The 25,752-nt window shown below is 57.7% G+C and carries 26 protein-coding genes; 17 read left to right on the top strand and 9 right to left on the bottom strand.

Going from position 1 to position 25,752, the window contains the following annotated elements:
• Nucleotides 1-56: 56 nt before the first annotated feature.
• From H8F22_RS23045 to ppnP, 3 genes are all read left to right on the top strand, one after another.
• Nucleotides 57-2,018 (top strand): acetyl/propionyl/methylcrotonyl-CoA carboxylase subunit alpha, encoded by a 1,962-nt coding sequence (locus tag H8F22_RS23045; protein WP_194940718.1) that lies wholly within the window; start codon nucleotides 57-59, stop codon nucleotides 2,016-2,018.
• A gap of 71 nt (nucleotides 2,019-2,089) precedes the next feature.
• Entirely contained in the window at nucleotides 2,090-2,632 is a 543-nt protein-coding gene (locus H8F22_RS23040; RefSeq protein ID WP_027925760.1) for an exonuclease domain-containing protein, read from the top strand.
• A 69-nt stretch (nucleotides 2,633-2,701) separates the two neighbouring features.
• Complete coding sequence (ppnP, locus tag H8F22_RS23035; RefSeq protein ID WP_007940055.1) at nucleotides 2,702-2,986, top strand: pyrimidine/purine nucleoside phosphorylase; 285 nt, start codon at nucleotides 2,702-2,704, stop codon at nucleotides 2,984-2,986.
• Between the two features lie 69 nt (nucleotides 2,987-3,055).
• Here ppnP and H8F22_RS23030 read toward each other — a convergent pair whose 3' ends face one another.
• Both H8F22_RS23030 and H8F22_RS23025 read right to left on the bottom strand, forming a co-directional pair.
• Complete coding sequence (locus tag H8F22_RS23030; RefSeq protein ID WP_059182415.1) at nucleotides 3,056-3,862, bottom strand: MOSC domain-containing protein; 807 nt, start codon at nucleotides 3,860-3,862, stop codon at nucleotides 3,056-3,058.
• Nucleotides 3,863-4,011: 149 nt separating this feature from the next.
• Complete coding sequence (locus H8F22_RS23025; protein ID WP_027925758.1) at nucleotides 4,012-4,947, bottom strand: chemotaxis protein CheV; 936 nt, start codon at nucleotides 4,945-4,947, stop codon at nucleotides 4,012-4,014.
• Between the two features lie 462 nt (nucleotides 4,948-5,409).
• On the opposite strand from H8F22_RS23025, the gene H8F22_RS23020 reads away from it, so the two are divergent.
• The 3 genes from H8F22_RS23020 to H8F22_RS23010 all read left to right on the top strand — a co-directional run bounded on the left by H8F22_RS23020 (nucleotide 5,410) and on the right by H8F22_RS23010 (nucleotide 7,846).
• Nucleotides 5,410-5,880, top strand: a complete 471-nt coding sequence (locus tag H8F22_RS23020) for a hypothetical protein (protein ID WP_027925757.1) — start codon at nucleotides 5,410-5,412, stop codon at nucleotides 5,878-5,880.
• Nucleotides 5,881-6,296: 416 nt separating this feature from the next.
• Nucleotides 6,297-7,190, top strand: a complete 894-nt coding sequence (locus H8F22_RS23015) for a sensor histidine kinase (RefSeq protein WP_027925756.1) — start codon at nucleotides 6,297-6,299, stop codon at nucleotides 7,188-7,190.
• Nucleotides 7,187-7,846 carry a response regulator transcription factor gene (locus H8F22_RS23010; RefSeq protein ID WP_027925755.1) on the top strand — a complete coding sequence of 220 codons (660 nt, stop codon included), beginning with the start codon at nucleotides 7,187-7,189 and terminating at the stop codon, nucleotides 7,844-7,846. Before H8F22_RS23015 ends, H8F22_RS23010 begins: the two co-directional genes overlap by 4 nt.
• On the opposite strand, the gene yegS is transcribed toward H8F22_RS23010, so the two are convergent.
• Nucleotides 7,830-8,747, bottom strand: coding sequence for a lipid kinase YegS (yegS, locus tag H8F22_RS23005; RefSeq protein WP_027925754.1), 918 nt, complete (start codon nucleotides 8,745-8,747; stop codon nucleotides 7,830-7,832). The two genes, H8F22_RS23010 and yegS, sit on opposite strands and share 17 nt — an antisense overlap.
• A 319-nt stretch (nucleotides 8,748-9,066) precedes the next feature.
• On the opposite strand from yegS, the gene H8F22_RS23000 reads away from it, so the two are divergent.
• Nucleotides 9,067-9,375 carry a hypothetical protein gene (locus tag H8F22_RS23000; protein ID WP_027925753.1) on the top strand — a complete coding sequence of 103 codons (309 nt, stop codon included), beginning with the start codon at nucleotides 9,067-9,069 and terminating at the stop codon, nucleotides 9,373-9,375.
• 62 nt (nucleotides 9,376-9,437) lie between these two features.
• Here the strand turns inward: H8F22_RS23000 and H8F22_RS22995 are convergent, their stop codons facing one another.
• Entirely contained in the window at nucleotides 9,438-10,625 is a 1,188-nt protein-coding gene (locus tag H8F22_RS22995) for a molybdopterin molybdotransferase MoeA (protein WP_172825982.1), read from the bottom strand.
• 22 nt (nucleotides 10,626-10,647) lie between these two features.
• Complete coding sequence (gene moaB / locus H8F22_RS22990; protein WP_027925751.1) at nucleotides 10,648-11,187, bottom strand: molybdenum cofactor biosynthesis protein B; 540 nt, start codon at nucleotides 11,185-11,187, stop codon at nucleotides 10,648-10,650.
• A gap of 81 nt (nucleotides 11,188-11,268) precedes the next feature.
• Between moaB and mobA the strand changes: the two genes are divergently transcribed.
• Together mobA and H8F22_RS22980 are read left to right on the top strand one after the other, a co-directional pair.
• Nucleotides 11,269-11,868: a molybdenum cofactor guanylyltransferase MobA gene (gene mobA, locus H8F22_RS22985; protein ID WP_027925750.1), complete on the top strand. Its 600-nt coding sequence runs from the start codon at nucleotides 11,269-11,271 to the stop codon at nucleotides 11,866-11,868.
• 79 nt (nucleotides 11,869-11,947) lie between these two features.
• Nucleotides 11,948-12,169: a YgdI/YgdR family lipoprotein gene (locus H8F22_RS22980; RefSeq protein ID WP_027925749.1), complete on the top strand. Its 222-nt coding sequence runs from the start codon at nucleotides 11,948-11,950 to the stop codon at nucleotides 12,167-12,169.
• Nucleotides 12,170-12,236: 67 nt separating this feature from the next.
• Here the strand turns inward: H8F22_RS22980 and H8F22_RS22975 are convergent, their stop codons facing one another.
• The 3 genes from H8F22_RS22975 to H8F22_RS22965 all read right to left on the bottom strand — a co-directional run bounded on the left by H8F22_RS22975 (nucleotide 12,237) and on the right by H8F22_RS22965 (nucleotide 13,923).
• Entirely contained in the window at nucleotides 12,237-13,127 is an 891-nt protein-coding gene (locus tag H8F22_RS22975; RefSeq protein ID WP_059182412.1) for a pseudouridine synthase, read from the bottom strand.
• Between the two features lie 71 nt (nucleotides 13,128-13,198).
• Complete coding sequence (locus H8F22_RS22970; RefSeq protein ID WP_027925747.1) at nucleotides 13,199-13,516, bottom strand: transcriptional regulator; 318 nt, start codon at nucleotides 13,514-13,516, stop codon at nucleotides 13,199-13,201.
• A gap of 170 nt (nucleotides 13,517-13,686) precedes the next feature.
• Entirely contained in the window at nucleotides 13,687-13,923 is a 237-nt protein-coding gene (locus H8F22_RS22965; RefSeq protein WP_027925746.1) for a glutaredoxin family protein, read from the bottom strand.
• Nucleotides 13,924-14,130: 207 nt separating this feature from the next.
• Between H8F22_RS22965 and H8F22_RS22960 the strand changes: the two genes are divergently transcribed.
• The gene (locus H8F22_RS22960) at nucleotides 14,131-15,843 is read left to right on the top strand and encodes a cation:proton antiporter (RefSeq protein ID WP_027925745.1); all 1,713 of its coding nucleotides are present in this window, start codon (nucleotides 14,131-14,133) and stop codon (nucleotides 15,841-15,843) included.
• A 1-nt stretch (nucleotide 15,844) separates the two neighbouring features.
• Here the strand turns inward: H8F22_RS22960 and H8F22_RS22955 are convergent, their stop codons facing one another.
• Nucleotides 15,845-17,053, bottom strand: coding sequence for an ammonium transporter (locus H8F22_RS22955; RefSeq protein ID WP_194940717.1), 1,209 nt, complete (start codon nucleotides 17,051-17,053; stop codon nucleotides 15,845-15,847).
• Between the two features lie 305 nt (nucleotides 17,054-17,358).
• Between H8F22_RS22955 and H8F22_RS22950 the strand changes: the two genes are divergently transcribed.
• The 7 genes from H8F22_RS22950 (at nucleotide 17,359) to H8F22_RS22920 (ending at nucleotide 25,738) form a co-directional block, all read left to right on the top strand.
• Complete coding sequence (locus H8F22_RS22950; protein WP_007943326.1) at nucleotides 17,359-17,673, top strand: DUF883 family protein; 315 nt, start codon at nucleotides 17,359-17,361, stop codon at nucleotides 17,671-17,673.
• A gap of 1 nt (nucleotide 17,674) precedes the next feature.
• Nucleotides 17,675-18,064 (top strand): phage holin family protein, encoded by a 390-nt coding sequence (locus tag H8F22_RS22945; protein ID WP_027925743.1) that lies wholly within the window; start codon nucleotides 17,675-17,677, stop codon nucleotides 18,062-18,064.
• The gene (locus tag H8F22_RS22940; RefSeq protein ID WP_027925742.1) at nucleotides 18,061-18,402 is read left to right on the top strand and encodes a hypothetical protein; all 342 of its coding nucleotides are present in this window, start codon (nucleotides 18,061-18,063) and stop codon (nucleotides 18,400-18,402) included. The genes H8F22_RS22945 and H8F22_RS22940 overlap by 4 nt, the downstream gene beginning before the upstream one ends.
• A 125-nt stretch (nucleotides 18,403-18,527) precedes the next feature.
• Nucleotides 18,528-19,691: an EAL domain-containing protein gene (locus H8F22_RS22935; RefSeq protein ID WP_059182410.1), complete on the top strand. Its 1,164-nt coding sequence runs from the start codon at nucleotides 18,528-18,530 to the stop codon at nucleotides 19,689-19,691.
• A gap of 35 nt (nucleotides 19,692-19,726) precedes the next feature.
• A complete protein-coding gene (locus H8F22_RS22930; RefSeq protein ID WP_027925740.1) occupies nucleotides 19,727-21,055 on the top strand; it encodes a deoxyguanosinetriphosphate triphosphohydrolase in 1,329 nt (442 codons plus the stop codon).
• A 406-nt stretch (nucleotides 21,056-21,461) separates the two neighbouring features.
• A complete protein-coding gene (locus tag H8F22_RS22925; RefSeq protein ID WP_027925739.1) occupies nucleotides 21,462-22,088 on the top strand; it encodes a response regulator transcription factor in 627 nt (208 codons plus the stop codon).
• An 8-nt stretch (nucleotides 22,089-22,096) separates the two neighbouring features.
• A complete protein-coding gene (locus H8F22_RS22920) occupies nucleotides 22,097-25,738 on the top strand; it encodes a transporter substrate-binding domain-containing protein (RefSeq protein WP_027925738.1) in 3,642 nt (1,213 codons plus the stop codon).
• Nucleotides 25,739-25,752: the final 14 nt, after the last annotated feature.

The following is a 25,752-nucleotide window of genomic DNA, read 5'->3' as shown; positions in this document are numbered from 1 at the left end:
CGGGTTTACTCGCGATGAGGCCATCACATTCACCGCACATATCAAGGAAAGCCTTCATGCCCGCACTCAGAAAAATCCTGATCGCCAACCGCGGTGAAATCGCCTGCCGCCTCCAGCGCACTGCCCAGGCGCTGGGCTATCGCACTGTCGCCATCTTCAGCGACGCCGACGCCGATGCCCTGCACGTACAAATGGCCGACGAAGCCGTCAACATCGGCGCGGCCCCGGTGCAGCAGTCTTACCTGAACATCCCGGCCATCATCGACGCGGCCCGGCGCACCCGTGCCGATGCGATCCACCCCGGCTACGGCTTCCTCTCGGAAAACGCTGGCTTCGCCCTTGCCTGCCGTGACGCGGGTATTACCTTCATCGGCCCCAGCCCCGAAGCCATTGAGCTGATGGGCAGCAAACGCCTGTCGAAAATCGCCATGATCGATGCCGGAGTGCCCTGCGTTAAAGGCTATCAAGGCGCCGAACAGGACGATGCAACCCTGAGTCGTGAAGCTGAACGCATCGGATACCCACTGATGATCAAAGCCAGTGCGGGCGGGGGCGGACGAGGCATGCGCCTGGTACAGGATGCCAGCCAGTTACTGGAACAACTGCGTACTGCACGCTCCGAAGCGCAGCATGGTTTCGGCAGCGACGAACTGATTCTCGAGCAAGCCTTGATCGACCCGCGCCACGTCGAGATTCAATTGTTCGGCGATCAGCACGGCAACCTGATCTACCTCGGCGAACGCGACTGTTCGATCCAGCGCCGCCATCAAAAAGTCATCGAAGAAGCGCCCTGCCCGGTGATGACCGGCGAGTTGCGTCAGGCCATGGGCGAGGCTGCGCTCAAGGCCGGCCGGGCGGTGAATTACGTCGGCGCCGGCACGGTGGAATTTCTGCTGGATGCACACGGGCAGTTCTACTTTCTGGAGATGAACACCCGGCTGCAGGTGGAACATCCGGTGACCGAACTGATCACCGGGCTGGACCTCGTGGCCTGGCAACTGCTCGTCGCCGAAGGACAACCGCTGCCATTGCGACAGGAGCAGGTTCAGCTCAGCGGGCATGCCATGGAAGTACGTTTGTACGCCGAAGATCCCGCTCACGACTTTCTGCCGCAAACCGGTCAAGTCAAGGCGTGGGAGCCGGCGTTGCACAATGGTGTGCGGATCGATCATGGCCTGATTGAAGGCCAGGACATCAGTCCGTTCTATGACCCGATGCTGGGCAAAATCATCGCCCACGGTGCAACCCGCGAAGAGGCCCGACGCAAGTTGTTGCGGGCGGTGCAGGACAGCGTGCTGCTGGGCGTACAGAGCAATCAGCGCCTGCTTGCCAGTCTGCTGCAACACCCGCAATTCATCAGCGGCGAGTTCAACACCGGGTTCATCCCGACTTGCTTTGCTGACGATCCGTGCTTGCAGGCGCATGTCCCGAGCGCTGCGGAGCTGGCCATCGCTGCGGCGCTGTTCTATCAAGCGTCGGCACAGGCTCACGCGGCACCGCTGAAGGGCTGGCGCAACAATGCCAGCGTGCCCTTGCATTACCGCATCGGCCTGAATGACCAGGATTGGCCGGTGGAATTGAACGCCTCGCCTGACGGGGCGTTTCGGATTCAAGTCGCCGGGCAACTGCTCACATTGAAGATCATCCGTAGCGATGGGCGCTGGGCAATGCTGGAGATTGACGGTATCCACCAGCGTCATGCCTATCGACTCGAAGCCGGGCACCTGTGGTTGTTCGCGCAGCCCGGCAGTTTGAAACTGCTGGATCGGACCCAGGCGCTGGTCAGCAGTCAGGCCAGCGTCAGTTCCGGCACGCTCAAGGCACCGATGGACGGCGCCATCGTCGACGTACTGGTCAGTGAGGGCAGCACGGTCAGCAAAGGCCAGCTATTGGTGGTGCTCGAAGCCATGAAAATGGAGCATCCGCTCAAGTCGGGCATCGACGGCGTGCTCAAACGCTTGCAGGTTCAGGTCGGCGATCAGGTCAAAAATCGTCAGATTTTGTTGGAGGTCGAATAAGCCGCTAGGCGGATCCGCCGGGTTTGGCTACGCTCAAGCCCTATCAGGACGCGGATACCAGGAAACCTGCGATGCCTCACTGGCTGGTGATAGATCTGGAAGCCACCACCGATGAAGGTGGCTGGCCAGTTACGGAAATGGAAATCATCGAAATCGGTGCCACCCTGGTGGACCGCAAAGGTCGCGAACTGGACCACTTCCAGCGTTTCGTGCGGCCACAGCGGCGGCCCTTGCTGACACCGTTTTGCCGGGAGCTGACGCACATCACCCAAGGCAATATCGATACTGCGCAACTGCTGACCGAGGTCTGGCCGGCGTTCGAGCGTTGGCTGGGCCAGCATCATTCACGCCTGGAAGGTTGGGCGAGCTGGGGCGACTACGATCGCAAACAGTTGGTTCAGGAGTGGGAGCGCCTGCAACTCGACAGCGCCTTGAGCCGCGTGCCGCACATGAACCTCAAGCAGCGCTTTGCAAAGGCCAGGCGCCTGGAACGCCCGCTGGGGCTCAATGGCGCCCTGCAACTGGCAGGCATGCAGTTCACCGGACAGCAACACCGGGCACTGGAAGATGCGCGCAATACCGCTCGCTTATTACCGCTGATTCTCCCCTCCTAGAGAGGTGACGACGCTCAAGGCCTTGTGCATACTGGCCGGCCCTTTTTAGCCCTTTTCGAGGAATCGCCCATGTTTAAAGTCAACGAGTACTTCGACGGCACCGTCAAGTCGATCGCCTTTGGCACCGCTGAAGGTCCTGCGACTATTGGCGTCATGGCTCCGGGCGAATACGAATTCGGCACCAGCCAACGTGAAATCATGCACGTGGTCAGCGGCGCCCTGACCGTCAAACTGCCTGACAGCAGCGACTGGGAAACCTTCGCCGCCGGTAGCCAGTTCAACGTGCCCGCCAACAGCAAATTCCAGCTGAAAGTGGCCGTCGACACCGCTTACCTGTGTGAATACCGCGGCTAACCCCCGGGTTTTAATCGCGATAAAAAATGCCCGTGTCTTTGGACACGGGCATTTTTCATTCCGGGGCTTTTATTCGAGAATCGTCACCGGCATTCCGACTTCAAGACGACCATTGCTGTCGTTGACCAGATTCTGTCCAAACATCGCGCCGTCGGCCTCGGCACGGTATTTCTGCAACGTGGCCAGCGGTTCCCGGTCATCGCTGCGCTCACCGGTTTGCGGATCGATGGTGGTCAGAATGCACCGAGAGCAGGACTTGACCACCCGAAACTCGACCTCGCCGATGCGAATACGCTTCCAGCTGTCTTCGGCATAGGCTTCGCTGCCCTCGATCACCAGGTTCGGTCGAAAACGCAGCATTTCCAGGGAACGTCCGACCTTTTGCGACAAATCTTCGAGGGACGCCTGCCCGATCAGTAACAATGGATAACCATCGGCGAACGCCACCTGATCATCGTCCTTGCCGTAACCGGCCTCGGTCATGCGCGCACGATCAAGGGGAACCTGCACCAGGCGTGTAGGCTTGCCGATGAACTCACTGACCCAGGCACCCGCCTCGTCACCGGCATCCGGCACGCGCAAGGTGTCGCGCCAGAGGGTGACGCCACGCAGTTCAGCGTTGCTGGAGGGCAAGGCGATGTCGATCGGCGAGCGGCCCGGGGCGCTGAGGGTCAAGCCGCCTTCGGCATTCCACAACGCCGACAACTGGCTCATGGACGGGACGGCGCGCTGGGTCAGGAAACGTCCGCTGGCCTCATCTACCAGCATCCAGCGTCGATCACCGTCCAGCCCCAGTTTGTCGAGGCCGACCTGTTGCAAGGTTTCACCCTTGCCGGATTTCAACGGATAACGGTAAAGCGCGCTCAGACGCAACATGGCCAGCTCCCTGATGGTCAAAAAAGGCCACCCTATACGAGCTTGGTCACCGAATCAAAGGCTGAAAACAGAGCACTGCCCCCTTGTAGGAGCGAGCCTGCTCCGGGCGGCTCGCTCCTACAGGGAAAGTGGCCAGTCCTTGATCATGATCAGGCCGGGACTTCGTCGAGCATCAGGCGCTGGCGCACCACGTCGACGAGTTTGTCCGGCTGGAATTTGGAGAGGAAGTTGTCGCAGCCGACTTTCTTCACCATCGAGTCGTTGAAGCTTCCCGACAGGGAGGTGTGCAGGACCACATAAAGGCCGCGCAGACGCGGGTCATTACGGATTTCGGTGGTCAGGCGATAGCCGTCCATTTCCGGCATTTCGGCGTCGGTGAACACCATCAACAGCTTGTCCGTCATGGACACGCCCGTGTCCGCCCAGGCCTTGAGCATGTTCAACGCCTTCAAGCCGTCGCTGGCAATGTGCATCTTCACACCCAACTGGCCCAGGGTGTCGCGCAATTGCGACAGTGCGACATTGGAGTCGTCGACCAGCAGCACTTCACGCCCACGGGCGCGTTCGAGTACCGGATCGTCGAGTTTTTCGCGCGAGACTTTGGCGTTGTACGGCACGATTTCGGCCAGGACTTTCTCGACGTCGATGATTTCCACCAACTGGTCATCGACCTTGCTGATCGCCGTGAGGTAATGCTGGCGACCGGCGCTGGTCGGCGGCGGCAGAATGGCTTCCCAGTTCATGTTGACGATGCGATCCACACCGCCAACCAGGAATGCCTGCACCGAGCGGTTGTACTCGGTGACGATGATCGTGCTGGTCGGGCTCGGGATCAGCGGACGCATGCCGATGGCCTGGGACAGGTCGATCACCGGCAACGTCTGGCCGCGCAAATTGACCACGCCGCAGACGAATGGATGACGCTGTGGCATCAGGGTCAGCTTGGGCAGTTGCAGCACTTCCTGCACTTTAAAGACGTTGATCGCAAACAATTGCCGGCCAGCCAGGCGAAACATGAGAATTTCCAGGCGATTCTCACCCACCAGTTGCGTGCGTTGGTCTACCGTGTCGAGAATGCCGGCCATTAATGACTCCTGGGCTTGTTCTGATTAATTCACTTAAAGAGGGTTATCGGCTGTTATTGCCAAATCTTGACCCTGAGACAAAATGCCACGATCGAGCATTGATGTCACAATAACATCATGGTTTACTGCATCCGCGATTCATCTGCTTCACTCCCGACGGCGCGACCACGGTTTGCACGTTAGGTTCCCTCGTGTAAGGGATTCCCCTATTAACAATCAGGTCCAACCTGATATTCGCGATATCCAATAGCCATTAATGTGACGCCATTCTCATTGCATGAACGGAGTCAGGCTTTTGTGTGCGATCGCAGGTAAGTGGCCATCCACCCTCTCGAGTTCCCAAGCCTGCACTCAGGCCTGCAGGAGCGCGATCTCATGCCGGCATGGCAGCGTCGGGACGTTGGACGTCCTGGTCGACATACGCGACATCCCCTCATTTGACATGACGTTGTGGAGATAAGCATGCCGAAGAAACCCAAGCAGTGGGCTCAGCGTTTGCCAGAGTTTCTTGTCGAGGCGGAAACACTTCTGGCCAAGTCGGAGGAGTGCCTGAGCCATCTGCAGTTGATCAGCAATGACAAGGACGCAATCGATTGCATGCTCAGCAGCCTGCTCAAACTGGCAAGCCGGGCCGATGCCCTGGCGCTGGAAGCCGTGTCGGAGTTTTCCCTGCATATTCACGGTTTGCTGAACCACGCCCACCCCCACATTGACCTGCACGAGCACGCCTTGGGCGCGCTGAAGGATTGCTTCACGCTGATGGCCTGGCAACTCGAACTCATCGATCAGACCACCGGGCAGCTCAGCCTGGATGACAGCGAACAGACCTCCCTGATCGAAGCCTTTGCGCTGCAGGTCGGACAGAGTCATTTTCAGTTACCGGTTAATTCCAAACCGTTTACGCTCGTTTCCTATTCGGAACGGCAGGCTTGAATGAGTCTGACAACTTAGCCATGTGTATTCTTATTGCCATGCAGCCGCTCTATAAATGAGTGGGCTCATGTCGCAATTGAATATTTCATGCCTTTGCGCGACAACTCGATATTAATCGTTACTCCCCTTCGTAAAACTTTTCCATAGTGGAACTCTCGTCCATCGCGTTATTGCCTGACGCTATGGGCATATATACCAAACGCGACCAACGGTATCTTAAGTGGTATTATGCCGCCCATTAGTTGACGCCAATTAATGGCAAAGTGGACTTCAGATCAGAGCAAGCCGCTAAAGGCTGTGGTTCCACCAGAGGAGCCCGCTCTGCTCAAGACGAGTCACTACAGCTTTTCAGACAGAGACCCGTCAGCCACTATGGCCGGTCTGCCCGCAGCGAACATTCATTGGCTCCATCCGCTATGTACGCCAGCCTCAAGTCAGTCACCTCATGGCCACCGTCCCAGAAAAACGCTCGACGGCTCACGCTATTGCTGTGCACCTGTTCGGCACTTGGCAGCCTGCTGGTCTTCGGTTTCTCCACCTCCCTTGCACTGAGCTTGTTGGCGTTCAATCTCGCGGCACTGGCCTGCGTCCGGGTCCAGGATCGCCTCTCGAGCCAGTCGATAAAATTTGAACCGCAAGAGCTGGCGGACCGCTTGTTGGAAGTACAGGAAAATGAACGTCATCGTCTGAGCAGAGAATTGCACGACGATATTGGCCAGTTGCTGACCGCCGCAAAACTGCAAAGTGAATGGCTCAAACGTCGGATGCCTGATGAAATGCAGGGCCAGTGTTCGGTGCTCTGCGACACGCTGGAAGAAACCCTGACCAAAGTTCGTGACGTCTCGGCCATCCTTAATCCCAGGCAATTGACGAGTCTCGGGCTGGAGGCCAGTCTGCGTGCGCATCTGCTCAAGACCCTGGCCAACACCTCGCTGCACTGGAGCCTGGAATGCCATCAACGGTTGACCGGCGTCCCGGAAGAAATGGCGGTGGCAGCCTTTCGAATCACCCAGGAAGCAGTGACCAATATTTTGCGCCACGCCGATGCAAAAAATCTTCTGGTCCGACTACAGCGCATGCCCCAAGGCCTGACACTATTGATCAGCGACGACGGCCAGGGTTTCGCACCCGCGGTTGATCCCGGTCGAGAGGGACAGCGGGGGATGGCCGGGATGCAGGAACGGATCGATCAGTTGGGCGGGACCCTGGCCGTGAGTAGCGTGCTGGGCAAAGGCACTCAAATCGAAGCACTTTTCCCCTGGGCGCCCCGTGCGCTCGAACGGGCCAGTACGAATAAGGTTTTGCATTGACTTGTAATTTACTTCTGGTGGATGACCACTCGCTGATCAGGGCTGGCGTACGCGCCCTGGTGTTGGACATTCCCGGCTATGCGGTAGTTGGCGAGGCCAATGACGGCTCGCAGCTGCTCGAAATGGTCGAGAAACTGTCCCCTGACATCGTCCTACTGGATATCTCCATGAAGGAGACCAGCGGTCTTGAAGCCTTGCAGCGACTCAAGCGGGTACGCCCGCAAAGCAAGGTACTGATTCTGTCGATGCACACCGATCCCGCGCTCATCATGCAAGCGCTGGAGTCCGGTGCTCATGGCTATTTACTCAAGGACACCACGGCCACCGAGCTGGAACATGCGCTGGATGCCCTGCGCAACAACGAACGCTACCTCAGCCCTGCCATCGCCCACACGGTCATCAATCAGGCGCTGATCCGGAACCAGAAGCAGCAGCCGGAAACGCAAGAATCACATAACCTGACAGCCCGGCAACTGGAAATCCTGCGACTGATTGTTCGCGGAAAATCCACCCGGGAAATCGCCAATGGCCTGAGCCTCAGTATCAAGACGGTTGAAACCCACCGCTCGCAGATCATGAAGCGCCTGCAGATCTACGATGTCGCCGGCCTTGTCCTGTTTGCCGTACGCGAGCAAATCATCAGCCTGGACGATTAGCTGACTGCAATGTACTCAACAGGGGTGAATTTTCCGGCAAATGCACGCGCAACGCTGCGGCACGCGCCGTAAAGCGCAGGTTGTCGCCCTCCAGAGGTTCGCCATCAAGGTTGATGTGCAGACCTTCCGAGACCTTGATCTCGACCCAGGGCAAACGAGCGCGCACGAACATGTTATCGATGCCAAAGCCATCGGCCAGCAGGTTTTTCAACGTACCGACCACTTCCTGCGGTGCCGGTAAAATACTGATATCCAGCAGACCATCGTCAGCCAGCGCCTCCGGACATAGCACATGCCCGCCTCCCGCCTGCCGACCATTGCCGATACCGAGCGCCAATAGCTCGCCGCTCCAATGAAAGTCCGGCCCCTGCAACTCGCCATAAGCCGCATGCAACTCGCTGAAGCGTGATAAGCCGGTAAACAGATACGCTGCGCCGCCGAGGACTTTTTTCAGGTCTTCTGACGTATTGGCCGTGACCTGACTGCCGAAACCGCCCGTGGCCATGTTCAGAAAGACCTGGCCTCCTACTTCCCCCAGATCGATAGCGTGTGGCGCAACCTCCAGAAGATCCAGTGCCAGCGCCGGTGCTAAAGGCACGCCAGCCGCGCGAGCAAAATCATTGGCCGTACCCAATGGCATCAAGACCAGGCTGGCCTGATTCGGGTGCGCCGCCAGGGCCTCGGCAATATCGCGTAACGTGCCGTCGCCGCCGCCGGCAATCAGTTGCGTATAGCCTGCGCTCAACGCTTCTTCCACCCAGCGCTGCGCGTCCCCCGCTTCCCAGGTCAACCGCACGGCCAGTGTCCACCCTTGCTTGCGCTTGCCTTCGACAGCCGCGCGGACCTCCTCGTTGAGTGCCTGCTTGCCATGCAGAATCAACAGCGCCTTGCGCTCACTCATTGTCGTAGCTCCTGATTGGAATTCATTCAGGAGATGTTGACCTCACTGCCCCCTATAAAGGTCGCACGACGTTGAGATTTTTCGAGGCATGCTGGTTTGCGGTCCTACAGGTCGGGATATTTTCTTACGATATATGAGGAATCGGCTTAATTGACCCGCCAGGGCGAATGGTTCACCTTGGTTTCGGCGGCTATACGTCATCAAAAGCAACCACACAGGGATGTGCAGGCAATGAGTAGACACTCACCAAAGGTTACAAAAGCAAATTATATGAGCTTCGGCTATTCAAAGGGCATAGATGCAAGGAGCGTCTTTCTCCATGCAAACCCATGACATCAAGTTGCCGCTCCCTCCGGTAAAGCCGTTCTCGGAAAATCGCACCAATCATCAGGCTGAATTCAACAACAACGCAAAACCCGCTGCAGGAGTTGACATGGAACCTCGCGTCATTGAACTGGAAACTCATCTGAAATACATCCGAAGAGACATGGATGAAGTGCGCAATGACGTCAAATCCATCAAACACAGACTTGCCTATTCGGCAGGCGGGGCAGCGGTCGTCCTCGGCCTGTTGGGTTGGGTTGCCAACAGCCGCTTTGATCAGGTCGTGACACTTCTGGTTCGTTAAGCGTCAGCCATGCACGCAAGACCCGGCGCTTTACCGGGCTTGCGGCAACTGAGCCCTACGCGTCAGTTCAGAACTTCGCTCAGAGGAATGAACACTACATATTCACCCTCGATCAACGTGCGATCTTCCAACACTTCAACCAGGCCATCGGCCCAGGCGGCACTGCGAAGTACGCCGGAGCTCTGATTCTTGTAAATGATCGCCCGACCATTCTCCAGGCGACCACGCAAGTATTCCCGTCGATTGCCCGCCTTTGGCCAGACAAACCCGGCCGGCACCTGGAACTTCAATGGCTCGACCTCTTTTACACCCTGACGGCGCAGAAGATAGGGCTTTGCCAATAACGCAAAAGTGACCAATGTCGACGCCGGGTTGCCGGGCAAACCAATCACGGGCACACCGCGATAATGCCCGAAAGTCAGCGGCTTACCCGGTTTGATGGCGAGCTTCCATAGCGTCAACTCGCCCGCTTCGCGCAAGGCCATGCCGAGGAAATCGGCTTCGCCAACCGACACTCCGCCAGTTGAGAGGATCAGATCAACCTCGTTCAACTCAGCCAGGCGAACACGAGTGGTCTCCAGATCATCTGGAAGAATACCGGCATCGATGACTTCACAACCCAGGCGTTGCAACCAACTGCACAGCAACACGCGATTGCTGTTGTAGATTTGTCCTGGGCCCAGGGCCTGGCCCGGTTCAACCAATTCATCTCCGGTAGAGAGAACCGCAACACGGACCTTGCGAACAACATCGAGCTCAGCGCAGCCCAGCGATGCCGCCAAACCCTGTTCGATTGATCCAAGGCGCGTACCGGCCGGTAAAACAAGCTCGCCCACCGTTGTCTCCTGACCTTGTGGCCGGATGTTCTGACCGGGGGTCATGGGCTCGATGAAACGGACTCGATCATCCGCCTGAACCTCGGCATTTTCCTGCATCTCGACACAGTCGGCACCTGCTGGCACCGGTGCACCGGTAAAGATGCGGGCACAGGTGCCGGGTTGTAGCGGTTCGGGCGCCTGACCTGCAAAGATCTTCTGACTGACCACCAACGGTTCACCCGTCCAGTCAGCGGCCCGCAGGGCGTAGCCATCCATGGCGCTGTTTGGCCAAGGTGGCAGATCAAGGGTTGAAACCAGGTCATCGGCGAGCACGCGCCCCTGAACTAGCGCCACAGGCAAACGCTCACGCTCGCGGATGGGCGAGGCCTCTGCCATTTCCAGCAAGCGCGCCAGCGCCACCTCGACCGGCATCAGGCTGCCGGTTTTACCTGGCTTACCCACGGGATTCACAGGGTTGCGCCTGCTTCAAGTGAGCGACGAAATTGCAGGGACGATGCCGGGAATCCAGCTGTTCGGCGAGAATCCCATCCCAGCCAGTGCGCACGGCATTGGTTGAACCGGGCAAGCAGCAGACCAGCGTACCGTTGGCCAAACCGGCCAGCGCCCGGGACTGGACGGTCGAGGTACCAATGTCCGCAACGGAAATCTGCCGGAACAGCTCACCAAACCCATCTACCTGCTTGTCCAACAGGCAACTCACCGCTTCTGGCGTGCTGTCGCGCCCCGTGAACCCGGTACCGCCAGTGATCAGAACCACCTGCACCACCTCATCGGCAATCCAGTTGGCGACTTGCGCGCGGATTTTGTAGAGATCATCTTTAAGCAGAACCCGAGCGGCCAGGTTGTGGCCGGCGGCGCTCAAGCGGTCGACAAAAACCTGACCTGACGTATCGGTTTCCAGGGTTCGGGTATCACTGACAGTCAGCACCGCAATGTTAAGCGGCGCGAAAGGTACATCAGCCTTGGCTTTCATAGGCTCGTCCAGTTGTAGGAAAAACAGCTCGGTGTTATATCACAGCGCTTCACTTTTTCAGCGCCCCCATGGAGACCCGCCATGACCTCGAACCCGGCATTGCCACCCTGCTCCATTCTGCTCCTGGCAGGTGGCCGCGGCCAACGCATGGGCGGTCAGGACAAGGGTTTGCTGGAATGGCACGGCGCGCCGCTGATCGCGCACCTGCATCGCAAGACCCGCGACCTGAGCAATGACCTGATCATCTCGTGCAACAGGAACCTGGATAAATACGCGCCCTACGCTGATCAGTTGGTCCATGACGACGAAGGCGATTTTCCCGGCCCCCTCGCCGGGATTCGCGCCGGCCTCAAGGCTGCCCGTCATCCTTATTTGTTGGTCTTACCGTGCGACGTGCCCCGCATCGACGATGCCCTGCTCCTCAGCATGCGCGAAATGGCCAGCCAGCATCCGGACAAACCGCTGATGCTGCGCCAGGGTGCACATTGGGAACCGTTGCTGTGCGTTATCCCTGTCGCTCTCTGCGCCGCGTTCGACACGGCATGGAATGAAGGTGAACGCAGCCCTGGACGCATCATGCGTAAACTGGAGGCAACCGCCCTGCAATGCGCAGACAACGACCCTCGACTGGCCAACCTGAACACCCCGGAATTGCTAAGCGCGCATACCGTGTCAGAATGACACTAGCCAAGGAACTTGCGTGCGTTGTGTACGTCTACAAGCTCAGTAACCAAAAGAATTCTTATTCGGAGATACACTCATGACCCATCGGACCCTCGCCACTCTCATGCTCGCAGCAGGCCTCGCGACCTTGGCGGGCTGCGCATCGCCGACAGTGATCACCTTGAATGATGGCCGCGAAATCCAGGCAGTCGACTCGCCAAAGTACGATGAAAAATCGGGCTTCTACGAATTCGAACAGCTGGATGGCAAGGAAACCCGCATCAACAAGGATCAGGTTCGTACCGTTAAAGAGTTGTAATCTTTACTGCACCGGCCAGATAAGACAAAGCCCGCTTGACGCGGGCTTTTTCGTGGCCGGGATTTTTTCACCACTGCAAGATGAGGGTGCTTTCAAACGCTCTTTCCTGGCCGGTGACCGGATCCATAAACCGCAATCCCTGCGCGAGCAGTTTCAGCGGATTGGCATAATCATCTTCAACGTCCTTGAGCACCTGCGGGTAAAACGGGTCGTTACAGATACTGGCGCCCAGCGCAGTCATGTGCACCCGTAATTGATGTTTCTTGCCCGTCACCGGGTAAAGCGCATACCGCCAGAGATCTCCGTTCTTTTCCCGAACCTCGACCGCTGTCTCGGTATTGCTGATACCCGGACCTTCCTGCATGCGGAAAAACGGCTCGCCATCGATGAGCCGGCTTTTATGCACCAATGGAAAGGTCAGATCAGGCAATGCAGGGGCGATTGCCTCGTAGTACTTTTCAATCTGCCGTGTCGGAAACAACGATTGATACGCAGAGCGGCTCTTCGGGTTGGCGGAAAACAGCACAAGCCCCGCGGTGTGCCGGTCAATACGATGCAACGGCACCAGGTGTGGGTTGTCCAGACGACGGATCAATCTCCTCAGCAACGTTTGTTCAACGTACTCGCCTGCCGGAGTCACCGGCAAAAAATGCGGTTTGTCAGCGACCACCAAATGCTCATCGGCATAGAGGATCGACTCGACCACCGGGATCGGCTTTTCGTCCGCAACCTCACGAAAATAATGAATCCGCAGCCCTTCCTTGTACGGCAGATCGAATGCAATCGGCATTCCGTGCCCGTCGAGCACGCGACCGCGGGCCACCCTGTCCAGCCATTGTTCGCGACCGATAGCGCTGAAATGCTCGCACAGGCAATCGATAACGGTCAGCCACGAACCCGGCGGCAAGTAGAGTGTGCTGGCCTGGCTGTGTGCGGCAGAAAAAGATGAAGTGGACATACGAAAGCTCTAACCCTCAATACAGGGCAGCATTATCCAACAGTGGCCGAATCGAACCTAGCGGAGAATCCTCATGCCGGAATCTGTGTACGCGCCGCCGCTTCGGTGAATTCCTTGAGCCAGCGCAACACATCGACGGCTTCCCAGCGAGCCGGGTCGTAAAGTGCGTACAACAACCCCTGATAGCCCACGACATCCAGCTGCCGGTGGTAACCCGCACGCTGGAACAGCGCCTCGATCTCGGCAAAACAGGTGTTGAAGTGCAATTTGTTAAAAGGCGTTTTTCCTTCCGTCACCAAACCGTCCAGACGCAATTCGAGGACAGCCTCGCGCACAACATCGACCGACATCCGGTTCACGCTGTTTTTCAATTGTTCGACATTGACCACGATTCATCCCTCTCACGCCTGGAACTGCCTGCTCAAACCCGGAAACCCGGGACGTCAAGGCAGCACTCCGAATAACTGTATACGCATACAGTATCCGAAGAGCATCGGTTAAGCCAAGGGGATCAGTCGCAAAGTTCGACAGACGGGACCATCGCCAGCACAAAAACCGCTTAACGCAAGAACGCCACCACCTCGTCGGCACTGAATGGCCAACCGAGTTCCGCGCCGGTATCGACTCGTCGCAGGACCGGAATGCGCAGACTGTAGGCGGCGAACCAGGTTTCATCGTCAGCAATATCTACCAGCTCGACCAGCAGACCGTGTTCAACCAACGGCATCAGCTCGGCTTCGGCCACTTCACAGAGATGGCACCCCAGGGTGCCGAACAGCTGACATTCAGGAGGCATGAGCGCTCAACCGAAAAAATTAAGTAACTATTCTAGGCCTGCCCCGAAAAGCCGTCGAGCCGTCGAATTTTCTGCCCGACAACATGAATCGCCATGATGGCGGAATAACCCTGACGCACATCAGGCGTCGTTTGTGCCATTTAAGCAATGCTCACGTTTTTTTTGCTTCTACGCTTGAGTAGCCAGCGTCTGTCAGCGGAGCTTTTAGTGTTTGCCAATCTCTTGATTATTCTCGTTTCCTCTCTAGTGGTCATCGCGTTGTTCCAGCGCCTGCGATTGCCCCCGGTCCTCGGCTACCTGTGCGTGGGGTTGATGATTGGCCCGACCGCGTTCAATTGGGTAGATGAGAGCGAAGGGTTGCCACACCTTGCCGAATTAGGTGTGGTGTTCTTGCTGTTCTCCCTCGGTCTTGAGTTTTCCCTGACGAAAATGATCGCACTGCGACATGTGGTGTTCGGCCTTGGCAGTTTGCAAGTGTTGGCCTGCGGACTGTTGCTGGGTGTTTTACTGATGATGTTCGGGATGCCGGTCACTCCCGCGCTGTTGCTGGGCGCGGGGCTGGCGCTGTCGTCCACGGCCATCGTCAGCAAGGAGTTGACCAGCCTTGGCGAAATTTTCAGCAGTCATGGCCAGAATGCCATCGCCGTATTGCTGTTCCAGGACGTGGTGGCCGTCTTGCTGCTGACACTGGTGCCCGTGTTCGCCGGAAACAGTGATCAGGCCTGGTATTGGGCGCTGCCCCTGACCCTGATAAAAACCGTGGTGTTGTTCGGCGGGTTGCTATTGGCCAGCCGCTGGTTGTTGCCAAGACTGTTCCATGAAGTCGCCGCCGCCCGCTCCGCCGAACTGTTTGTACTGCTGGCTCTGGTGATTGTCCTGCTGACCGCCTGGCTGACTCACTTGCTGGGGCTTTCCCCTGCCCTGGGCGCGTTTCTCGCCGGCATGCTGCTGGGCGAAAGTCATTACCGGCATCAGGTCGAGGCCGATATCCGACCGTTTCGGGACATTCTGCTCGGGTTGTTTTTCGTCACCATCGGCATGCTGATCGACTTGAATCTGTTCGCCAGCCACACGCTGCTGATCCTTGGCCTGACCCTGGGATTGCTGCTGATCAAGGGCACCGTGGTGGCGCTGCTGGTCAAATGGCGTGGCAGCGATGGCGAAACCGCCTGGCGCAGCGGTCTGGCACTGGCCCAGGGAGGTGAGTTCTGCTTTGCGCTGATGGCGCAGATGCAGCAAAGCGATCTGATGCCCGCGCAACTCGGCGGCTTGCTGCTGGCTGCGACGTTCTGTTCGATGTTGGTCACGCCACTGATGCTGCGCGCGGCCCCATCCATCGCAAAACATCTGCATCGAAAATCCAACAAGGAGGCCCAACTTGAAGAGATCAGCGCGCTGAACGCGGATCTGGACAAGCATGTGGTCATCTGTGGTTACGGGCGCGTCGGCCAGTCCATCGGTCGCTGCCTGAGTCATCAGCAACAACCTTACATTGCACTGGACCACGATCCGGTCAGGGTTGAGGAAGCGGCTGTCAGCGAAAGCAGCGTGCACTATGGAGACTCGCGTCGAGGTGAATTACTGCTTGCCGTCGGACTGGCGCGTGCCAGGTTGCTGGTAATTGCGGTGGACCAACCTGACATCGCGCTGGCGATCCTCAAGGAGGCTCGCCGGATCAATTCAAGAGTGCCGATTCTGGTTCGTACCCGCGATGACAGCCAACTGGCCGAGCTGAAAGAAGCCGGCGCCAACGAAGTCGTACCCGAGTTGCTGGAGTCCAGCCTGATGCTCGCCTCCCATGCACTGATCATGCTGGGACTGCCCGCCCATCAGGTACAGGAGCGGGCCGATCAGATCCGGCATGATCGCTATCGGATGCTCCACGATTTTTATCCCGGAGCTGAAGATGCGGAAAATTGATTCAGTCCTGACTGACGGCGCCGATCTTATGCACCGACAAATCCGCGCCGTAGTACTCCTCTTCCTGGCTCAAGCGCAGTCCATGAAACGCCTTGATCGTTCCATACACCGCAAAACCACCAGCCAGCGCCACGACCACACCCAGCGAGGTGCCGATCAACTGGCTGATCAGACTTACACCGCCCAGGCCGCCCAACGCACTCTGGCCAAAAATGCCGCACGCGATACCGCCCCACACGCCACACAGACCGTGCAAAGGCCACACGCCCAACACATCGTCGATATGCCATTTGCCCTGCGCCGCGGTAAAGCACCAGACAAACAGCGCCCCGGCGATGGCGCCGGTCACCAGTGCGCCCACCGGGTGCATCAGGTCGGAGCCTGCGCAAATGGCCACAAGCCCGGCCAATGGGCCGTTGTGCAAAAAGCCTGGGTCGTTGCGCCCGACGATCAGCGCCGCCACGGTTCCGCCGACCATGGCCATCAACGAGTTCACTGCCACCAGTCCGCTCACGCCTTGCAGGGTCTGGGCGCTCATGACGTTGAAGCCAAACCAGCCAACAATCAGGATCCACGAGCCCAAGGCGAGGAAGGGAATGCTAGACGGAGCAAACGCCACCAGGCGGCCATCGCGATAGCGTCCTTGTCGCGGCCCGAGCAACAACACCGCCGCGAGGGCCAGCCAGCCGCCCATGGCATGCACCACCACGGAACCGGCAAAGTCATGGAAGCTGGCGCCAAATCGCGCCAGCAACCAGGCCTGCAAACCATAATTGCCGTTCCAGATCATCCCTTCGAAAAAGGGATAGATGAACGCCACGATCAGCGCGGTCGCGCACAATTGCGGGACGAACCGGGCGCGTTCGGCAATGCCGCCGGAAATGATCGCCGGGATGGCGGCTGCAAAGGTCAGCAGGAAGAAGAATTTCACCAATCCATAACCATGGTCGGCATTGATCACCGCCGCCGGTTGCAGGAACGTCACCCCGTAGGAAATCCAATAGCCTATAAAGAAGTAGGCCAGGGTCGAAATGGCGAAGTCGCTGAGAATTTTCGACAAGGCGTTGACCTGGTTCTTTTGCCGAACCGTGCCAACCTCAAGAAAGGCGAAACCGGCGTGCATGGCCAGCACCATGACCGCGCCAATGAGGATGAACAATGTATTGGAGCTATGGACCAGACTGTCCACAGCGCTTTGCAGATTTTCCATGGAATGGCAGACCTAAAGGCTAAAAAAGCACCAAAGCAGTTCACGCAGACTGCTGACGCACCAAGTTGCGGCTTATGCGGATCGAATCACTGATCCCCATGAACCGCTTTGGCGCATCAGAGCGAAATCATCGCGCGAGTTTTTATTGTTTGAGCCGAGGTTTTCCTGAAATCATGCCCGGCAACAGCGCATCGGCGCCGGCAAACGCACCACGACACAGCAAAAGTTGTACCAGTCATTTGTACTGAACCTTCGCACAAGGCTCATACTCGAACCCATCAGAAGCCACTTACGGAGATCCACCCATGGCCAGCATCAAGGCAAAGACTGCTCAAGAAATCCTGATGAACGATTTTCAGACCCTGGTCAGTGACACAGAGCGGTTGCTGGAGCACACCGCGACCCTGGCCGGCGATCAGGCAGATGAACTGCGCACCCAGATCCACGACAGTCTGTTGCGTGCCCGGGAAACCCTGAAGCTGACCGAAGACTCGTTGCGCGAACGCGGTCAGGCCGCTGTCACCGCGACCGAAGATTACGTGCAGGCCAACCCATGGCAATCGGTCGGCATCGCCGCTGGGGTAGGTTTCCTCATTGGCCTGCTAGCTTCTCGGCGCTGATATGTCTATCGGCGAATCCGGCTCGTCGGCGACGGGCACAAGCGCTTCATCGCGGCGCCTGGGTGCCGCGTTTCTCGGACTGTTGCACAGCCATGTCGAACTGTTCGGCATCGAGTTGCAGGAACAAAAAGCGCGCACCGTAAGCCTGCTGCTGTTTGCAGGCCTGGCGCTGGTCTTTGCATTGCTGTTGCTGGTGGGGTTGTCGACGCTGGTGTTGATTGTGTTTTGGGACACCTATCGCCTCGCCGCCATCATCGGGCTCTGCGTGTTCTATACCCTAGCCGCGATCTTCTGTGGATTGCGTTTGAAAGCAGCGGTCTTCGATGAGTCCTCGCCCTTCCATGGCACCCTGGAAGAATTGGCCAACGATCGGGAGCGCCTGTTGCCATGAGCCTGCCTCAACTGCCCAATAACAGCTCGCGCGCGGAAATGCGCAAGGCACTGATTCGCCTGCGCATGGAAATGCACCGTCAGGAAATCCGCCTCGAGTCCCGGGAACTGCTACAACCCTTGCAGCGGATTCGCGGAATGAAGCAAGACCTGCAGGACAGTTTTGGCATCAAGCACGCCCCGCTCTGGGGCGTGGCAGCTGTCACCTTGCTCGGCTTTCTGACCGGCAAGAGTACCCGCAACGGCGGCGCCAGCAGCCTGACTCGGCTGGTTCGTCTGGGCACCAGCCTGGGGCCCTTGATCAAGCTGGTCCTGCAAAGCAACTCGCGAAAAGACTAAATAGCCACTCTCTGGCTGCATTCTTGCAATACCACCGGGATGAGCCTCTCTATCGAGGGGTTCAATCCTGTGTGCCTATCCGGTGACCAGGTATCCAAAAACAAGACCTTAACCAAGGAGGCCTCGTGATCGACGGGCAACCGCTCGCCTGCTTTCAACCCTTCATCGATACCGCCACCGGCCGTATCGCCGGCGTCGAGGCATTGGGCCGACTGCAACAGGCCGACGGTCAACTGGCCTCGGTGGGCCCGCTTTTCGCCGACCCGAGGACACCCGCCATCGCGTTGCGGCGTCTTGATCGGCAGATCCGCGACAACGCGCTCAGTCGTTTGCATGAAGCGCCCTCGGACTGGTTTCTCAGCCTGAACATTTCCCCGCGCTGGATCAATCGCCTGCGCCCGGATCAAGCGCTGCCAAGCCTCAAACAACTGCGCAGGCACAACGTCGACCCGCAACGCATCGTCTTCGAAATAACCGAACTGGGCGGCGACATTCAGCGCCTGGCTGACGTCGTGGCTCGCTACCGAGAGGCAGGCGCACGAATCGCCATTGATGATTTCGGCGCCGGTTATTCTCAACTCGATCGCGTACTGGCCCTGCAACCGGACATTCTCAAACTCGACATGCGCTTGTTCCAGGCGGCGGCATTGGGCGGTCCAAGCAGCGATGTGGTGAAGGCGCTGGCGCAGATGGCCGAGAAAACCGGTTGCTGGATCATTGCCGAAGGGGTGGAAACCGAGGCTCAATTGAGTTTTGCCCTGGAGTGCGGCTCCCGGTACGTGCAGGGTTTTCTGTTTGCCAAGGCACAAGCCGACTTCTTTGCCGCGGACGCTTTTGTCGAGCGCTTCGCACAGCTGCGCCAACGGTATGTTCAACAAAAACTGGCTGAGCGTGGGCGGCTGATGGTCATGCGCCAGCAACTCGGCGAGCTGATGACCCTGTTGCAGACATGGGCCCAAGCCCACGCACCGCTCAGCGCCCTGCCCCATCTGGACGCATTCCCCTGGTTGTTGCGCTTCTATCAATGCGATCGCCACGGCACGCAACTGACGCCCAACCTTGAATGGCGAAACAACGCCTGGGAATCGGACACCCGGTACCTGGGTCACAACTGGTCATGGCGTCCGTATTTCTATCACTTGTTGGCAGAGGGTTGGGACGAGCGTCGGCTTACACTTTCCAACACGTACCGCGATGCCACCAGCAACCAGTATTGCCTCACCGCCGGGCAATTTTTCGACAATGGCGAGCGACTGCTGCTCATCGACATCGACGCCGCCGGGCTCTAGGCTAAGGCATCAGTCACCTGACGGAGAGACCAGCCTTGGATTGGCAAACCCTGCTTACCCGCGAACGCCTCGGAAAGCCGCTGCACAGCCCGGAAGAACTCGGCCGCAGCCCTTTCCACAAAGACCATGACCGCATTATTTTCTCAGGTGCCTTTCGCCGGCTGGGACGCAAGACCCAAGTCCATCCGGTCACCAGTAACGATCACATCCACACGCGCCTGACCCACTCGCTGGAAGTCAGTTGCGTCGGGCGCTCGTTGGGCATGCGTGTCGGTGAAACCATCCGCAGCGCGTTGCCAGACTGGTGCGAACCGAGTGACCTGGGGATGGTGGTGCAGTCGGCTTGCCTGGCGCATGACATCGGTAATCCACCCTTCGGTCACTCCGGCGAAGACGCCATCCGTCACTGGTTCCAGCAGGCCGCAGGCCGTGGCTGGCTGGATGACATGAGCGAAGTCGAACGTAATGACTTCCTGAATTTCGAAGGCAATGCCCAAGGCTTTCGTGTGCTCACTCAATTGGAGTACCACCAGTTCGATGGTGGTACGCGGCTGACGTACGCCACGCTGGGTACTTACTTGAAGTATCCCTGGACGGCGAAGCACGCTGACTCGCTGGGCTACAAGAAGCACAAGTTCGGCTGTTATCAGAGCGAACTGCCGTTGCTGGAGCAGATCGCTCATAAACTCGGCCTGCCTCAACTGGAGGAGCAGCGCTGGGCACGCCATCCATTGGTGTACCTGATGGAAGCCGCCGATGACATCTGCTACGCGCTGATCGACCTGGAAGACGGCCTGGAAATGGAGTTGCTGGAGTACGCCGAAGTCGAGTCGTTACTGCTCAATCTGGTGGGCGACGATCTTCCGGAAACCTATCGCCAATTGGGCCCGCTGGACTCGCGCCGACGCAAGCTGGCCATCCTGCGGGGCAAAGCCATCGAACACCTGACCAATGCAGCGGCCCGGGCCTTCGTCGAACAACAGGACGCCCTGCTGGCCGGTACACTGCCCGGCGATCTGGTGGAGCACATGCATGGCCCGGCCAAGCGCTGTGTCCTGAATGCCAAAGACATGGCCAGGAAAAAAATCTTCCAGGACAAGCGCAAGACACTGCATGAAATCGGCGCCTACACCACGCTGGAGATTCTACTGAACGCTTTCTGCGGCGCGGCACTGGAACAACACAATGGTCGAACGCCGTCGTTCAAAAGTCGCCGCATCCTCGACTTGTTGGGCAACAATGCACCCGATCCTCGCGGGCCTTTGCACACTTCATTCCTGCGGATGATCGACTTCATCGCCGGCATGACCGACAGCTATGCCAGTGAAATGGCCCTGGAAATGACCGGTCGCTCAAGCCGCTGACGCCCCCGCCCCGACCCGCTGTTCAGATTGTCCGAACGCGGGTCGAGTGCTGGAATGATCAGGCAATACATTCGAGTAGTCTGACATCCGGCGAAACTGGACACACTTAAAGCTGCCGACCAACAGATCTACCGCGGCCTGGTTACTTGATAAAATCATTGAAACAATCAGACGTTATAAACTTATTGACCCTGACATCTTCCTAAAAACCTATCACTCAATAATCAACTTACTACATACAACACTTCTCTTGATCCTCATTCAAATCCGAACTGGAACGTAGTCCCATTCCTCTTCAATTGTAGGACTTGTCCTATATCACTGCTATCGACCTGTCAGTTCATGCGCCCCCTCAACTATCTGAGCTAAGGTGCGCGCTTTATTTGAGCTCGCATGGGATCTGATTATGAACTCCGTTTTTATTGTCGACGATCACCCCGTTATCCGTCTTGCCGTCCGAATGTTGCTCGAACATGAAGGTTATAAAGTCGTCGGCGAAACGGATAACGGGGTCGACGCCATGCAGATGGTCCGCGAATGCATGCCAGACCTGGTTATTCTCGACATCAGCATTCCCAAACTGGATGGACTGGAAGTTCTATCCCGTTTTAATGCCATGTGTACTCCGTTAAAAACCCTGGTTTTAACGGCCCAGTGCCCGACCTTGTTCGGTATTCGCTGCATGCAGTCCGGCGCGTCGGGATATGTCTGCAAACAGGAAGACCTGAGTGAGCTGGTCAGTGCAATCAAAGCGGTGCTTTCCGGTTACAACTACTTCCCCAGCCAGGCGCTGAACCCCGTCCGTAGCGATGACACGCGATATGCCGACCTGGAGCTATTCAAGTCAGTCAACGACCGGGAATTGATGGTATTGCAACTGTTTGCACAAGGCCGCACCAACAAGGAAATTGCCAAGGGCATGTTCCTGAGCAACAAGACCGTCAGCACCTATAAAAAACGCTTGATGCAAAAACTCAAAGCCAAATCACTGGTTGAACTTATCGATATGGCAAAACGCAACGCCTTAGTGTGAGAGACCGGATGCCCAGTCGTTTAAAGGATTATCTGATACTGATCACTGCCGGCTTGTGCCTGAGCACCTCAGTGTCTGCGACACACTCCGCCAGCGAGCATTACACCCTGCTCAGTCGCTCAATGGTCGGGCACATGGAAGTACAACTGGATAAATCACAGCGACAATGGATCAAAAACAAACGCGAATTGATTCTGGGTAGCTCAGCCCCCGATTACCCGCCTTTCGACCTGACCAGCAGCGGCAGCGACTATGAAGGCTTCACCGCTGATTACGCCGGCATCCTTGGCAAGGCGACCGGCCTGCCAGTCAAGGTTCAGCGCTACGCATCCCGGGAAGATGCCATCAAGGCGCTGGAAAACGGTGAGGTCGACATGCTCGGCAGCGCCAACGGATTTGAGGCCCGTAACGCCGATATTGTGCTGTCGACACCTTACGCCGCGGACCAACCGGTTCTGGTGACACGCGAAGGAGAAACCCGATCCCTGTCCGATGGACTGGCCGGATTGCGGTTGAGCATGGTGTACCACTATTTACCGATGGAAGAAGTCAAAGCCCTGTATCCAAAGGCGATCATCACGGCCTACCCGTCTTACCAGAATGCAATTAACGCGGTTGCGTTCGACCAGGCGGACGTCTTTCTCGGTGACACCATTTCGACCCACTACCTGATCAACAAGGGTTACCTGAACAACGTCCGGATGGCCAACTTCGGTAAACACGAAGTCCACGGCTTCAGTTTTGCCGTGCACCGCAACAACCCGGAACTGCTTGGGATCATCAACACGATACTGAATGCCACGCCCACCCATTCGCGGGAAGAGATTGCCAAACGCTGGAGTGCAGGCAGCGACATTCTTCTCACCGATCACAAACTGCAACTTACCACTCGCGAAGAACGCTGGCTGGCGCAACATCCGGTGGTTCGCGTGGTGGTCAATGAAGCGTTTGCGCCGCTGACATTTTTCGATAACGACGGCAACTTTCGAGGTGTCGCTGCCGATCTGCTCGAACTGATCAGGTTGCGCACCGGTTTGCGCTTCGAGATCCAACGCAGCCGAAGTGATGACGAGATGATTGATCGTATCGGTCAGCATCAGACCGACCTGATTGCCGCCCTGCTGCCCAGCGCACACCGTGAAACGCTGCTGAATTTCAGCCGCCCTTATCTGGAAAACTCTTTTGTCCTGCTGACGCGCAAAGTGGCCGGCAGTCCGAACGACCTCACACAGTTTTCGGGTAAACGCCTGACGATTGCCCAGGGTAATCCGATGGTGGATTACCTGCGTCTCGAGTTCCCGAACCTCACTCTGATCGAAACCCCCGACACCTTCAGTGCCGTGCAACTGGTGTCAGAGGGCAAGGCTGAAGGCTCCGTAACCTCGCTGGTGATTGCGAACTACTTCATCTCATCCAGAGTCTTCGAGCAGACGCTTCAGATCAGTTCCACCGTTGGCACGCAACAGGCTGCGTTTTCCCTAGCAACCGGACGCGACGCCAAAGAACTGAGCGCCATCCTCGACAAGGCGTTGCTGAGCATTACCCCGCAAGAACTGGGCATTATCAACAGCCGCTGGCGGGGTTACGCCTCGACATCGCAAAACACCTGGCGCAACTACCACCGGGTGTTCTATCAGGTGGTGCTGGGGGTTGGCCTGCTACTGCTGATGTCTGTTGCCTGGAACGCTTACATGCGTCGTCAGATCAAACAGCGTCAGGCGGCTGAACTCGCATTGAATGACCAACTTGAGTTCATGCGATCGCTGGTCAACGGCACGCCGCATCCGATCTACGTGCGGGACCGTCAGGGGGTGCTGCAAAGCTGCAACGACAGTTACCTGGAAGCCTTCAGCGCAAAGTACGAAGACGTGATCGGTAAAAGTGTCATTCAAGGCAACTTGAGCAACGCGTTCGAGGCACGGGAGTTTGAGTCTGACTATCAGCGAGTCGTAAACGAAGGTGCACCGTTGATTCTCGATCGCACGTTGCAAATCGGCAGTCGCAAACTGACGATTTACCACTGGGTGTTGCCTTACCGGGACTCGAAGGGTGAAGTACAGGGCATCATTGGTGGCTGGATTGACATCAGCGAGCGGCGACAACTGTTTGATGACCTTCGAGCCGCCAAGGAACGCGCCGATGAAGCGAACAGAGCCAAAAGCACTTTTCTGGCGACCATGAGCCATGAGATTCGCACCCCGATGAATGCAATCATCGGCATGCTGGAGCTGACCCTCAAACGTATCGAACCCGCTCATCCGGACCGACCCGCCATCGACGTCGCATACCACTCGGCGAAGGACCTGCTGGAACTGATCGGGGACATTCTCGATATTGCGCGCATCGAATCCGGGCATTTGAGCCTGAATCCGGAGCGCGTCCATCTGGGTGAAACGGTAGCGTCGGTGGTGAGGATCTTCGACGGCCTCGCCCGACAGAAACACCTGCATCTGTTACTGGACTTGAGCCCCGCCCATCCGCCACCCGATGTGTTGCTGGACCCGATGCGCTTCAAGCAGGTGCTTTCCAATCTGGTCAGCAACGCCATCAAGTTTACCGAACAGGGTCAGGTGCGGATTGTGGTGGAGTGGCAGGCCACAGACGAGCCCGAGCGGGTTTTGTTGCGCGTGCAGGTTCAGGACAGCGGAATCGGCATCAGCGAGCAGGATCAACAGCGTTTGTTCGAGCCATTCACTCAGGCAACCCACAGCGCGCAGTCGACCCGAGGAGGCGCCGGGTTAGGCCTGGTGATCAGCCGTACGCTGTGCGAGATGATGGGCGGCAGTCTGCAGTTGCGTAGCCAGGTCGGTGCCGGTACGCAGGTCGAGATAGCGCTGCACCTGACGACATTGCCGCCAGACCTGAGACCGAAAACCGTCGAAGCGACTGTTCACCCTACCTCAACTCCGTTGAACGTCCTGGTGGTCGACGATCACCCGGCCAATCGCTTGCTCATGTGCCAGCAACTGGAGTTTTTGGGGCACCACCACTGCGCTGAAACGGATGGCGAAACCGGGTTCGAGGCATGGAAGCACGGGCTGTTCGATCTGGTGATTGTCGATTGCAACATGCCGGTCATGAATGGCTACGAACTGGCCCGCCTGATTCGCCAATACGAACAGCAACAGTCGCGCGAGGCGTGCACCCTGCTGGGCTTCACCGCCAACGCACAACCGCAAGAAGTACAACGCTGCAAACACGCGGGGATGGACGACTGCCTGTTCAAGCCCCTCAGCCTCGCGGCCTTGAGACTGTGGATTGAACGCGTCAAACCGATCGCCCGCCCCGCATTCAGCCTCGAAGGACTGCAGCTGCTCACCGGCGGCAATCCAAAGCTGGATCAACGTCTGTTGCTCGAAGTGCTGAACAGCAATCGTCTGGACCGCCAGGAATTGCTGGATTTGTCACCCTGCAAAGACCCCCAGTCATTCCTCGATATCGCTCACAAAATCAAGGGGGCGGCGCGCATCGTCCAGGCGAGTCGATTGATCGACAGCTGCGAAGCGCTCGAAAGCGCCTGCCGTGAAGCGTTCCACCCCGAAAACGTAGCCGACTGCACCCAAGCCATCAAGCACGCCATGCTCGAGCTGGAGCACGCCTTGCAACAACAAATAGGGCACAACGACAGGAGCAGAACGATGGAGCCTTAACTATGCTTGGACGG

This window comes from Pseudomonas mucoides (genome assembly GCF_015461845.1).
GTDB classification, from domain to species: Bacteria; Pseudomonadota; Gammaproteobacteria; order Pseudomonadales; family Pseudomonadaceae; genus Aquipseudomonas; species Aquipseudomonas mucoides.
The sequence above is the reverse complement of the archived record's forward strand: the minus strand, read 5'-3'. Positions and strand labels throughout refer to the sequence as shown.